This window comes from Arthrobacter wenxiniae (assembly GCF_013376105.1).
Classification (GTDB): Bacteria; Actinomycetota; Actinomycetes; order Actinomycetales; family Micrococcaceae; genus Specibacter; species Specibacter wenxiniae.
This window is the reverse complement of record NZ_JAAMFM010000005.1, coordinates 164,521-176,181: the sequence shown is the minus strand read 5'-3', so window position 1 is coordinate 176,181 and position 11,661 is coordinate 164,521. Positions and strand designations below refer to the sequence as shown.

The following is an 11,661-nucleotide window of genomic DNA, read 5'->3' as shown; positions in this document are numbered from 1 at the left end:
GCGGGGGACAGGCCGGGGTGCGGTTCAGCTGCCGCCGTGCCGGAAGCGGCCGAACATGGGGTCCACCGTGTCCGGGTCGATGTTCAGCAGCCCTGCCACCTGCTCGATCAGGACCTCGTGGACCAGATCGCGCACCTGCCAGGGGGCGTCGCACAGGGCCTCCACCGGGTGCCGGTAAATCACGATCAGGGGATGGCCCGACTCCGGGGCGGGCGTGAATTTGCCCAGCGGGGCCTGCGCGCCGGAGGCAATGAGCGCCTCCAGCCTGTCAGGCACCTCCTCCACGAGGTATTCCACATCGGCCAGCTGCGCGCTCCACAGTTCGCGGAGGCGCTCGGCGGAATCCACCACCAGGTCCTCGAACTTTTCGCTGCGCGTGCGGGCACCCGGGAGCCCGGGCAGCAGGAGCGGCCCGCGCAGCCCCCGGTCGTGGCGGTTGCGCCGGCGCCGGGCGAAGGGACGCGCGGGGGAGGCGGGTCCGCCATCGAAGGTGACGCGAAAACCTGGATCCGAAGCATTGGACTGCATGATTTCACTCTAGTTCACGCCGGCCAGGTGCGCCGTGGCGGGAAATTTGGCCAAACACGGGTAATCTTGGGAATCGTGGGAACCCTTCGTCAATGCACCCGATCAGCCTGCCGCGAGCCGGCCGTGGCCACCTTGACGTACGTCTACGCCGACTCCACCGCCGTCCTCGGCCCGCTGGCCACGTTCGCCGAGCCGCACTGCTACGACCTCTGTTCCAAGCACTCGGCCCGCCTGACCGTGCCCCGCGGCTGGGACGTCATCCGGCTCGCGCGCTCGGACTCGCCCCCGCCGCCCGGGCCCGACGACCTCCTGGCCCTCGCCGACGCCGTGCGCGAGGCCGCCAATGCTGACCCGTACGACGCCGGACCCGCCCCCCAGCGCGAGGCCCGCCCCACGCTGGAGAGGCCACGCGCCACCCCGCGCAGTGTCCAGGCCGGCACGCCGGGCGCCGGTCGCCGCGGCCACCTGCACATCCTGCGCGACTGACCCGGGGTGTTTTTGCGAACGCCCGGTTGCAACCGGGGGTGTTTTTGCGAACGCTCCCGCGCAATTGGGCGGGAGGGTTGGCTAAAAGTGCCCCGATTGCAACCGAGCGACTGTAGCGACCGCAATGCGCCGCCACACCGGCGGGCGCGGCGCAGCCATCCTGACTAGACTGGTCAGCCAAGGCCCCTGCAGGGAAACCAAGGCACGGGCCACCCGAGAAGAACGGAATCCCATGGCGAGAATGAGCGATGAACTGCTGAGCGTGCTGCGCTGCCCGGTGACCGGCTCCACCCTGGTGCAGGAGGGCAACGAACTGCGCACCACGGCGCCGGGCCCGGACGGCGTGCCGCTGCGCTACGCCATCGACGGGGGCATCGCCCTGCTGCTGCGCCCCGAGCAGCTGGCCCCCTGACCCCCGCACCTCCCGACAACCCCGCGCACAGCAAAGGACCCGCCCATGAGCAGCACAGCCACCACCCTCAGCCCGGCAGACTACAAGGTCGCGGACATCAGCCTGGCCGCCGCCGGCCGGCACCAGATCCGCCTGGCCGAATTTGAGATGCCCGGCCTGATGAGCCTGCGCGAGGAATACAGGGACAGCCAGCCGCTGGCGGGCGCCCGCATTGCCGGCTCCCTGCACATGACGGTCCAGACGGCCGTGCTGATCGAAACGCTGACGGCCCTGGGCGCCGAAGTCCGCTGGGCCTCGTGCAACATCTTCTCCACGCAGGACGAGGCCGCCGCGGCCGTCGTGGTGGGCAGCGGGACGCCGGAGAACCCGCAGGGCGTGCCCGTCTTCGCATGGAAGGGCGAGTCCCTCGAGGACTACTGGTGGACGGCGCAGCAGATCCTCACCTGGCCCGGCGCGGCTGAGGATCCCGGCAAGGGCGCCAACATGATCCTGGACGACGGCGGCGACGCCACCATGCTGGTCCACAAGGGCGCCGAATTCGAGGCCGCCGGGGCGGTCCCGGACACCACGGACGCGGAGTCCGAGGAAGGCGCCGTCTTCCTGGCCGTCCTCCGGGAGTCCCTCAAGCAGGACAAGCAGAAGTGGACGCGCATCGCCGCGCAGATCCACGGCGTCACCGAGGAAACCACCACCGGCGTGCACCGCCTCTACCAGCTGGCCGCCGAGGGCAAGCTGCTGTTTCCGGCCATCAACGTCAACGACTCGGTCACGAAGTCCAAGTTCGACAACAAGTACGGCATCCGCCACTCCCTCCCGGACGGGCTGATGCGCGCCACGGACGTGCTCCTCGGCGGCAAGGTGGCCGTGGTCTGCGGCTACGGCGACGTCGGCAAGGGCGCGGCCGAAGCCCTGCGCGGACAGGGCTCGCGCGTCATCGTCACCGAGATTGACCCGATCTGCGCGCTCCAGGCCGCCATGGACGGCTACCAGGTGGCCCGGCTGGAGTCTGTCATCAGCCAGGGCGACATCTTCATCACCACCACCGGCGGCCTGGGCATCATCTCGGCCGCGGACATGCTGAAGATGAAGAACAAGGCGATCGTGGGCAACGTGGGCCACTTCGACAACGAGATCGACATGGCCGGCCTGGCCAAGATCGACGGCGTCGAAAAAGTGGAGATCAAGCCGCAGGTCCACGAGTGGGTCTTTGCTAAGGGAACGGACACGGAGCGCTCCATCATCGTGCTCTCCGAGGGCCGCCTGCTGAACCTGGGCAACGCCACGGGCCACCCGTCGTTCGTCATGTCCAACTCCTTCACCAACCAGGTCATCGCCCAGGTCGAGATCTTCACCAAGGCCGGGACAGCAAAGACAGGCAGCGGCGAATACGGCAAGGACGTCTACGTGCTGCCGAAGATTCTCGACGAGAAGGTGGCCCGGCTGCACCTGGCCGCCCTGGGCGTGGAGCTGACCGAGCTCACCGCGGAGCAGGCCGCGTATCTGGACCTGGACCCGGCGGGCCCGTACAAGCCCGGCCACTACCGGTACTGAGCCGTGGCGGACTGGCAGCGGACAGGCCCGCTCAGCCGCACGCTGCGCGCGGCCAACCCGGGCCCCATGACGCTGGACGGCACCAACAGCTACGTGCTGAGTGCCTTTTTTGGCAGCGCCTCCCCCGCCCCCGTGGTGGTGGTTGATCCGGGCCCGCTGATCGAGGCGCACCTGGAGGCGCTGGCCGCGGCCGGCACCGTGGAGCTCATTCTCGTCACGCACCGGCACGCCGACCACACGGAGGGCAGCGCCCGGCTCCGCGAGCTGACCGGTGCCCCGGTCCGCGCCGCCCACCCGGACTTTTGCCACGGCGGCGCACCCCTGCGCGGCGGCGAGCTCATTCGCGCCGCCGGCGTGGAAATCGAGGTGCTGGCCACTCCCGGCCACACCTCGGACTCCGTCTGTTTCGCCCTGTTGGACCTCGACCTGAAGCACGACGGCGGCACCTCCCAGGTGCTCACCGGCGACACCGTGCTGGGCCAGGGAAGCACCGTCCTTGACTACCCGGACGGGCGGCTGGCCGACTACCTGGACTCCCTTGAAACGCTGCACGTGCTGGGCGGCGGTGTCCTGGGCGGCACCGCCGGCGGCCGGCCCGTCGCCGTGCTGCCGGGCCATGGGCCCGTCCTGCCGGACCTGGCCGCCATCGCCGCCGCCTACCAGGCACACAGGCGGGAGAGGCTCGCCCAGGTGAGGGCCGCCGTCGAACATTTGGGTGGGGAGCCCTCCGCCGGGGCCGTGGCGGCCGTGGTGTACGGGGATGTCCCGGCGAATCTGCAGGGCGCCGCGCAGCTTTCGGTGCAGGCGCAGCTGGACTACCTGCGGGGCGCTACTTCCGCCCGGTGAAGTGCTCCATGGACTTGTAGACGCCAAACACGCGCCCGGCCACCACATCCCAGGCGCCGACGGGCAGGATCCCGCGCAGGGCTGTGCTGAGCTTGACGGTCCACGGCATCATGAGGATCGGCGTGCCCTCCTTCATGGCCTGCCAGACGCGCCTTGTCACAAGTCCGGGGTCCAGCAGCGGCGTCAGCAGCGGCCCGCGCGCGCCCTCGAACATGCCGGTCCTGATGTAGGAGGGGCAGAACGTGGTCACCTTGATGTGGCGGTGGCCCGCCTGTGCCAGCTCCAGCCGCAGGGAGTCGCTCCAGCCGATCACTGCCCACTTGGAGGAGGAGTACACGCTCATGCGCGGGTTGGCGAGCAGCCCGGCGGCCGAGGCCACGTTGACGATCCGGGACGTGCGCCCGCCGGCGATCATGCCCGGCAGGAACTCGCGGGTGATGTGCATCGGGGCGAGGGAGTTGATGGCCATGGTGGCGGCAATGTCGGCGCGTTGCTCGTGCTCCCAGAAGTACTTGCCGCGGACAATTCCCGCGTTGTTGATGAGGATGTCCGGCGTGCCGACGTCGGCGCGCACCCTCTCCGCCGCCGCCTCGATCGCCGCCAGGCTGCCGACGTCCACCACATGGCGGTGGATTTCCGGGCCGCGGCCTTCCAGCTCCGCGGCGGCCTGCTCCAGCAGTTCGCCGTTGATGTCCCAGAGCACCACATGGGCGGCGTGGTCCTCCACAGCCAGATGGGCGTACATCCTGCCCATGCCCATGGCGGCGCCCGTGATCAGGACGGTGGTGCCGGTGAGGGATGCAATGGTCATGGTGTGTCCTCCGTGTCAGCGGTGTCCCGCGTTGTGATGGTACTTGGCGGTGCGGCCGGGATCGGCGCCCCGGCGGCGCCTGGCGTCTCCGGCGGGATGAGCTTGCCCGGGTTCATGATGCCCCCGGGGTCCAGCGTGTCCTTGATGCTGCGCAGCACCCGGACGCCCAGCTCCCCAATTTCCGCGGCCAGGTACGGCGCGTGGTCCAGGCCCACGGCGTGGTGGTGGGTGATGGTGGCCCCTGCCTCGACAATCGCCGAGGAGGCCGCCGCCTTGACGCGGGCATTTTGCGCCAGCCCGTCCTTCTCGAGCCCGGCGAGAAAGGTGAAGTACAGGGAGGCGCCGTCGGAGTAGACGTGCGAGACGTGCGTCTGGACGTATGCCGCGCCGCCGTTTGCCTGCAGCGCGCCGAGGATGGCGCCGCGCACGCTCGCGTACGTCTCCTCGAGGCGGCCCCACGTGGCTGCCGTTTCCAGCGTCTCGACGTAGACGCCGCGGGTCAGCAGCTCGTCGCGCCGGTAGGGACCGCTGAACCGCCCGTGCTCCCAGGACTTCCCGGGCAGCGGCCCCAGCGGGATGCCGCCGGCCCGCCGCAGGATCCGCGCGCCGCGCCGCCTGCGGGCCCGTGCCTCCCGCCTGCCGCCTTCCCAGACAAACAGCGCCAGCGCCGGGGTCGTTTGGCCCCGGCCCCGGAGGTACCGTGAGAGCGTGCGGGTCTTCCAGCCGCCCAGCTTGAAGGTCGACGCCGTTTCATCCGTGTCGCTCAGCCGGCAGACATGCGGCAGGTCGCCCCGGGCGCCGTCGTGCCGCAGCCGCCGCAGGGCCTGCGCCCCCGCCTCGAAGGTGGGGAAGGACCAGGCGCCGTACACCCTGTCCGCCGGCGCGGGCGAGACCTTGACGGTGGCGCGGGTGATCACGCCGAGCGTGCCTTCGCTGCCGACGACGGCGTCCAGCAGCCGCGGCCCGGCGGCCGAGCCGGGTGCCAGCGACCCGGCGTCGAACGGGCCCGCGGGGGTCTCGAGGTGCACGGCCTTGACGAGCTGGTCGGAGCGGCCATAGCCCGTGGACGCCTGGCCGGCGGAGCGGGTGGCCACGTAGCCTCCCAGCGTCGCCTCCTGGTGGCTTTGCGGAAAGTGTCCCAGCGTGAAGCCGTGCGGCGCCAGCGCCGCCTCGATGGCCGGGCCCCGGATGCCGGCCTCGAAGGTGGCGGTGCGCGAGAGCGGGTCCACGTGCAGCAGCCGGTCCAGGCGCCGGAGGTCCAGGGTGACCACGCCGGCGAACGGTCCGCGCAGCGCCTCGACCCCGCCCACCACGGAGGTGCCGCCGCCAAACGGCACCACCGCCAGCTTCCGCCGGGCGCACAGGGCCAGGACCTCGCCCACCTCCCCGCTGCCGCCGGGGAGGACGACGGCGTCCGGGGCGCCGAGTGCGTCCCCGCTGCGGCGGCGCAGCAGGTCCGGGGTGCTCTTGCCGCCGGCGTGGAGGATGCGCTCCGTGGCGCCGGTGGAGACGTGCTCGGGACCGGTGATGGCGCGGAGTTCCGCGAGGACCTCCTCGCCCAGCGCGCAGGGGCCCACCCGGACGGCCGCGAGGGCCACGGGCGGGTGGGCCGCCGACACGTCCGTCAGCCTGAGCGTGCGGCGCAGGAACTCGAGGGCACCGGCGTTCAGGGGCCGGGCCCGGGCCGGGTCTCCCCAGCCGTACCAGACGGACCGGGAAATTTCTTCTGTGAGGTGGGTCACCATGGGATACAGTGTGACACATGAAGTCACAACGTACCAGCATGCCCGCCGACGAAAGGCTGCTGGCGGCCACGAGGGACGCGGTGGTGGTCCACGGCGTCCGGCGCACCACGGCCAATGACATTGCCGAGCGGGCCGGCGTCTCCCGCATGACGTTCTACCGCCGGATGGGCTCGGTGGAAAACGCGGTGCTGGCGGCGCTCACCGAGGAGTTCCGCCGCTACGCCGGGGAAGCGGGGGCGGGCACCGCCGCCGGGCCCGCGGGCACCGCCGCCGCGGGCAGCACCGCCGCCGCGGGCACCGGGCGCGAGCAGCTGGTGCGCTTCGCGGTGGAGAGCGTGCGGGTGTTCGCCACTTCGGAGCTGATCGCGTCCATTGCCGAGCGGGACCCCGAATTCCTGATCCCGTATGTCACCGACCGCTTCGGCGCGAGCCAGCAGCTCATCCTGGAGCGGCTGCACGCACTGCTCGGCGCCGGCGCCGGCGACGGCAGCATCGAGGTCTCGGACGGCACCGCCACCGCGCTGCTGCTGGCGGTCCAGGGGGTGGCGCTCTCCTGCCGGGTCCTGCGCAAGACGGGTGCGTTCGAGGGCGCCCTCGCGGAACTGGGGAAGATGCTGGAACGGTACCTCACGCCGTCGGACGCCATGGCGGACGGCGCCGCCCGGGCCAGGGGGAACTGAGCATGGCCAACCCCACGTGGATCAATGACGCCACCCGCCGGCGCTCGCTGGAACACCTGGCCGCGCACACCGTGGACGTGGCCGTGGTGGGCGGCGGCATCACGGGCGCCGGCGTGGCCCTGGACGCCGTGAGCCGGGGGCTGAGCGTGGCGCTCGTGGAGGGCGCCGACTTTGCCTCCGGGACCAGCGGCTACAGTTCCAAGCTCATCCACGGCGGGCTGCGCTACCTGGCCGGGCTGGACTTCGGGGTTGCCTGGGAGTCGGCGGTGGAGCGGCGCTGGCTGATGGCGCGGATCGCCCCGCACCTGGTCCGCCCGCTGGGGTTCGTCATTCCGGTGATCCGCGGCGCCCCGGCCCGGGAGGCGGCGGCGGAGGGGTTCGGCGCCGTCCTCTACGACGTGCTGCGCCGGCTCTCCGGGCTGGGCGGCCGGGTGCTGCCGCGTCCGCAGCTGCTCACCAGGCAGGCGGTGGCCGCGCTGGTGCCTGCCCTCGACGCGGAGGCGGTGCGCCGCGGGATCCTGTACTGGGACGGGCAGGCGGTGGACGACTGCCGGCTGGTGCTGGGCGTGCTGCGGACCGCCGCCGGCCGGGGCGCCCACGTGCTGCGGGATGTGAAGGCCCGCGCCCTGACGGCCACCGCCGTGGAGGCCGTGGACACCCGCACCGGCACCCCCGTCACGGTGGACGCCCGGGTGGTGGTGAACGCGGCGGGCGTGTGGGCCGCCGACTTCGAGCCGCAGCTGGCGGTCATCCCCAGCCGGGGCACGCACCTGGTGGTCCGCGCGGAACGGCTCGGCAACCCCCATGCCGCGCACACCGTTGCCGTGCCCGGGCACTTTGGCCGCTACGTCTTTGTGCTGCCGCAGCCCGGCGGACTCGTGTACATCGGGTTGACGGACGAGGAGGACCACGGCGCGGACGGCCACCATCCCGCGGTTCCCGAGCGCGACGTCGGCTTCCTCCTGGACACTGTCAACGCCGCCCTTGCCGTGCCCTTGGCGCGCGACGACGTGGTGGGCACCTTTGCCGGGCTGCGGCCCCTGGTGGAGGCCGCGCACGGCAGCGGGCCCGGCCGCCCCGAGGGCACCGCCGACATCTCCCGCCGGCACCTGGTCCGCGACGTGCCCGGGGCGCCCATCACGGTGGTGGGCGGGAAGCTGACCACCTACCGGCGGATGGCCCAGGACGCCGTGGACGCCGCGGCGGCGCGGCTCGGGGTGGACGCCCCGTGCCGCACCAAGGTCCTGCCGCTGGTGGGTGCCGGATCCGCCCGGGAGCTCGACGCCGTTGGCGCGCCAGCCCGGCTGGTGGCGAAGTACGGCACGGAGGCCGCGGACGTGGTGGCCCTTGGCCGGCTGGACCCGCTCCTGGCGGAGCCCCTGTTCAACGGGACCGGGATCACGGGCGCCGAGCTGCTGTTCGCGGTCCGTGCCGAGGGTGCGGTGTCGGTGGAGGACCTCCTGGAGCGGCGCACCCGGCTCGCGTTTGTGCCCGCCGACGCGGCCAAGGCACGCGGGCGGGCCGCGGAAATCCTGGCGCTCGCAGGCACTCTCGGCGATGGGGCCGCGGAGTGAGCGCGGAGATTGGCGTGGTCCCGTCGGGCGGGGAGGCGCTGCTGCTGGTCAACCCGGCGTCGGGTCGCGGGCGGGCGCTGCGGCTGCTGCCCCGGACCGCGGACGCGCTGCGGGCCGCGGGGTTTGTGCCCACTGTGTGCATCACGGAGTCCCTGGCGGACGCCACGGCAAGGGCCCGCGCGGCAGCCCCGGGTAGCCTGGTGGCCGTCCTCGGCGGGGACGGGTCCCTCGGGGCCGCGGCAGGAGGGGCGCGGGAGTCGGGCGCCGTCGTGCTTCCCCTGGCGGGCGGGAGGGGGAACGACACGGTGCGGCGGCTGGGACTGCCGCGGGACCCCGTCAAGGCGGTGCGGGGCATGGGCCGGCTCGTGGTGCGCGAGCTCGACCTGGGGCTGGTCAACGGGTGCCCGTATTTTGGTGTTGCCAATGCGGGGTTCGACGGGCTGGCCAACGAATACGGCAACGGCGCGCGGCTGAACCTGGGGCCGTTTGTGTACCTGTACGGCGGCCTGAAGGCGTTCAGGGAGTGGAAGGATGTGACGTTCACGGTTTCCGTCGACGGCCTCGAGACCACGTTTCCGGGCTGGTTTGTGGCGGTGGGGAACGTGGGCCAGTACGGGGGAGGGTTGCGGATCTGCCCGGCGGCGAAGGCCGACGACGGCCTGCTGGACGTGGTCTCGCTGGGCCGGGCGTCGATCCTGGCAGTGGTGGCCGTGTTCCTGAGGTCGTACCGGGGTGCGCACCTGGGCCAGGCAAACGTCAGGTTCTCGCGGGGCTCGGCGGTGGTGATCAGCGCCAACAAGTCCCTGAGCGTTTATGCGGACGGCGAGCGGGTGGCCGAGCTGCCGGTGACGGTGGGGATCGCGCCCGCGGCGGTCCAGGTGCTGGTGCCGGAGGGGTCGGGGGGTTTTGGGTGAGAGGGCTGCCGGCCGGCCGCGACGGCTGCTGCCGGCACATGTCCGTCATTGGGACCAGGCAGACCAAACGACCCCTCAAGCCCCTGCCAGGTGTGGACACTCGAGTCGGCGGAGTATTGGCGCATTTGTCCGGCAAGGTGGCGAGCCCTTTCTCGAGCCACGTCCTGGTCATCGCCGCGGTCCACCCGCTTGATTTCTTCGTTGCACACCACCTCCGCCGGAATCTTTCCGGCGCGGGCTTGGATGAAGTCGTAGACCCTTCCCGTTCCCGGCGCATCTGGGTCGACGAATGTTTCTGTGGTTGCGGTGTTGCTGGTCATTGGATTCTCAGTTCCAGCACGTTCGTTTTTTGCGTTTTATCCGTTTTCTTCGAAAACAACCTTGGTGGGCCCTGGCGTCGAGCCCGTGCGTACGCCCGTCCCGCCCCCCGCGGGCCGTGCGCATCAACTCCCCGCCCGTGACTCCGTCTGTGGCCCCGTCTGTGGCCCCGTCCAGCCATATACGCTGGCAAGTAGACAATGTGGTCATTGATTGGGGACAGGCGGGGCATCATGGGTGAAGGCACACCTCCACGGAGGAATTTGGCCATCTTTTTGGACATGGAGAACCTCTTCGGCGGCTACGCGGGCAACGTTGCCGGCGTCCAGATCGGCAAGGTGGTGCGCGGCATCGAGCAGATCGTCCGCTCAAGCGGCATCGGTCAGCAAACCGCCACCGTCCGGGCCTATGCAAACTGGGGCCGCTCCGACATGGCGGTTTACCAGCGGGAGATGCTGGAGTACGGCGTCGAGCCGGTCCAGATCTTTTCCTTCAACAAGAACGTCAAGAATGCGGCGGACATTGAACTGTGCGTGGACGTCCTTGAAGTGGCCCACGATTCCCCGTGGGTTGAAGTCTTCGTCATTGTCAGCGGCGACGGCGGGTTCGTGCCCCTGATCCGGCGCCTCCACTACCTGAACAAGTACGCAATCGTCGTGTCCACCAACGACGCCAACGCCGGCGACGTCAACCCCCTGCTCAAGTCGGTGGCGGACGAGTATCACCAGATAGATGTCTCCGGCGTGCTGGCCGCAGTTTCCACGGAGTCCTTCGGTTCCGCGACCGAGCCCGAAACCAGCGTCGTCCCGCCGTCCATCGTGACAAGGCCTAAATCCGAGAACGGAAGTCCGGCAGCGCCGGTCCTCCGGGCCGCCATCATTGAGCTGTGCAAGAAGGATTCCCAGGTTCTCATTGACGGGCAGGTGAATGCGGCGGCGCTCGGCTCAGTATTGCGCAGCAAGTGGCCTTTGGTGGACTACTCGAAGTACGGGTCCAGGAACCTTGCCGGTTTTGTGGAGAAGCAGTGCGGCCTCACGGTCTACCGGCCTGTGGCGCCCAAGTCCGATGGATCGAAGTCGAAGCCGCCGGCATTGATCCGCGCAATCAAAACGCGGGACGAGTACATGGCTGCCGTCCGTGGATTGTTCACTGACGGCGACCTCGGCCTCGCCGTCAGGGATCACGAATCCCGTGGTGTGGGCCTGCCACAGATTGGAGCGCAGCTCAGGAACTCCATTCCAAGTTATTCGTCCGCGGATTCCGGATTCCCGCGGCTCTACATGGTGCTCCAGTATGCACTTTCAGGCACGGCCTACCACGTGGTGCGTTTTGAAGACAAGTCCCTGGCCGTGGTCCACGTGGATCACCTGGACTACAGCGACGCTCTGCCGCACCTCATGGACCGGGACCTAAAATCGCCGGAACTCGTTCGCATGGTGCTGGGCCAGAGGATGCCCGCCGTTCTCTACCCGGGCCCGCTTGTCCTGTCGGACGTCCTCCGGGTGGTCCTGGCCGTGCCCCGGCCCTACGGCCTGGCGGAGTTCATTGACTTCGTGGCCGACGCACTTCCCGCCGTGCCCGCCGAAACCGTCCGGCTGACCCTCGGCCTCCTGTTGCGCGTTGGTGTCCTGACGGACGACGGCGCCGCTGACCGGATGGTTGTCAAGCCCGGACTGGTGACGGAATCCGCAGCCCTCCGGGTGGTCGTTGACGACGCCGTGCGCCGGGCCGCCGAGATCCAATGGCCGGTGACGGAGGAAGACTTGCTTGAGGCGCTTTACTGAATTTGGCATCAT

Annotated in this window: 11 protein-coding genes; 8 read left to right on the top strand and 3 right to left on the bottom strand. The window is 70.4% G+C overall.

Features of this window, described 5'->3' with window-relative positions:
• Positions 1-24: 24 nt before the first annotated feature.
• Positions 25-528 carry a metallopeptidase family protein gene (locus G6034_RS19735; protein ID WP_246295326.1) on the bottom strand — a complete coding sequence of 168 codons (504 nt, stop codon included), beginning with the start codon at positions 526-528 and terminating at the stop codon, positions 25-27.
• A 75-nt stretch (positions 529-603) separates the two neighbouring features.
• Between G6034_RS19735 and G6034_RS19730 the strand changes: the two genes are divergently transcribed.
• The 4 genes from G6034_RS19730 to G6034_RS05930 all read left to right on the top strand — a co-directional run bounded on the left by G6034_RS19730 (position 604) and on the right by G6034_RS05930 (position 3,823).
• Positions 604-1,014 carry a DUF3499 domain-containing protein gene (locus tag G6034_RS19730; RefSeq protein ID WP_343037950.1) on the top strand — a complete coding sequence of 137 codons (411 nt, stop codon included), beginning with the start codon at positions 604-606 and terminating at the stop codon, positions 1,012-1,014.
• A 232-nt stretch (positions 1,015-1,246) separates the two neighbouring features.
• Positions 1,247-1,426 (top strand): hypothetical protein, encoded by a 180-nt coding sequence (locus G6034_RS05940; RefSeq protein WP_176634177.1) that lies wholly within the window; start codon positions 1,247-1,249, stop codon positions 1,424-1,426.
• A 45-nt stretch (positions 1,427-1,471) separates the two neighbouring features.
• Entirely contained in the window at positions 1,472-2,977 is a 1,506-nt protein-coding gene (ahcY, locus tag G6034_RS05935) for an adenosylhomocysteinase (RefSeq protein WP_176634176.1), read from the top strand.
• 3 nt (positions 2,978-2,980) lie between these two features.
• The gene (locus G6034_RS05930; RefSeq protein WP_343037949.1) at positions 2,981-3,823 is read left to right on the top strand and encodes an MBL fold metallo-hydrolase; all 843 of its coding nucleotides are present in this window, start codon (positions 2,981-2,983) and stop codon (positions 3,821-3,823) included.
• Here the strand turns inward: G6034_RS05930 and G6034_RS05925 are convergent.
• Both G6034_RS05925 and G6034_RS05920 read right to left on the bottom strand, forming a co-directional pair.
• The gene (locus G6034_RS05925) at positions 3,807-4,634 is read right to left on the bottom strand and encodes an SDR family NAD(P)-dependent oxidoreductase (RefSeq protein ID WP_176634175.1); all 828 of its coding nucleotides are present in this window, start codon (positions 4,632-4,634) and stop codon (positions 3,807-3,809) included. The genes G6034_RS05930 and G6034_RS05925 overlap by 17 nt on opposite strands.
• Complete coding sequence (locus tag G6034_RS05920; RefSeq protein WP_176634174.1) at positions 4,631-6,379, bottom strand: FAD-binding oxidoreductase; 1,749 nt, start codon at positions 6,377-6,379, stop codon at positions 4,631-4,633. Before G6034_RS05920 ends, G6034_RS05925 begins: the two co-directional genes overlap by 4 nt.
• Positions 6,380-6,396: 17 nt before the next feature.
• Here G6034_RS05920 and G6034_RS05915 point away from each other — a divergent pair, with 17 nt between their 5' ends.
• The 4 genes from G6034_RS05915 (at position 6,397) to G6034_RS05900 (ending at position 11,649) form a co-directional block, all read left to right on the top strand.
• A complete protein-coding gene (locus G6034_RS05915; protein WP_176634173.1) occupies positions 6,397-7,059 on the top strand; it encodes a TetR/AcrR family transcriptional regulator in 663 nt (220 codons plus the stop codon).
• A 2-nt stretch (positions 7,060-7,061) separates the two neighbouring features.
• A complete protein-coding gene (locus G6034_RS05910) occupies positions 7,062-8,633 on the top strand; it encodes a glycerol-3-phosphate dehydrogenase/oxidase (RefSeq protein WP_176634172.1) in 1,572 nt (523 codons plus the stop codon).
• Positions 8,630-9,547 (top strand): diacylglycerol kinase family protein, encoded by a 918-nt coding sequence (locus G6034_RS05905; protein ID WP_176634171.1) that lies wholly within the window; start codon positions 8,630-8,632, stop codon positions 9,545-9,547. The genes G6034_RS05910 and G6034_RS05905 overlap by 4 nt, the downstream gene beginning before the upstream one ends.
• Positions 9,548-10,128: 581 nt before the next feature.
• Entirely contained in the window at positions 10,129-11,649 is a 1,521-nt protein-coding gene (locus tag G6034_RS05900) for an NYN domain-containing protein (protein WP_176634170.1), read from the top strand.
• The last annotated feature ends 12 nt before the right edge of the window (positions 11,650-11,661 follow it).

Excerpts from the sequence above, each read along its gene's own strand:
- G6034_RS19735 (WP_246295326.1), bottom strand. The coding sequence starts at position 528 with ATGCAGTCCAATGCTTCGGATCCAGGTTTTCGCGTCACCTTCGATGGC.
- G6034_RS05940 (WP_176634177.1), top strand. The coding sequence starts at position 1,247 with ATGGCGAGAATGAGCGATGAACTGCTGAGCGTGCTGCGCTGCCCGGTG.
- ahcY (WP_176634176.1), top strand. The coding sequence starts at position 1,472 with ATGAGCAGCACAGCCACCACCCTCAGCCCGGCAGACTACAAGGTCGCG.
- G6034_RS05925 (WP_176634175.1), bottom strand. The coding sequence starts at position 4,634 with ATGACCATTGCATCCCTCACCGGCACCACCGTCCTGATCACGGGCGCC.
- G6034_RS05920 (WP_176634174.1), bottom strand. The coding sequence starts at position 6,379 with ATGGTGACCCACCTCACAGAAGAAATTTCCCGGTCCGTCTGGTACGGC.
- G6034_RS05915 (WP_176634173.1), top strand. The coding sequence starts at position 6,397 with ATGAAGTCACAACGTACCAGCATGCCCGCCGACGAAAGGCTGCTGGCG.
- G6034_RS05910 (WP_176634172.1), top strand. The coding sequence starts at position 7,062 with ATGGCCAACCCCACGTGGATCAATGACGCCACCCGCCGGCGCTCGCTG.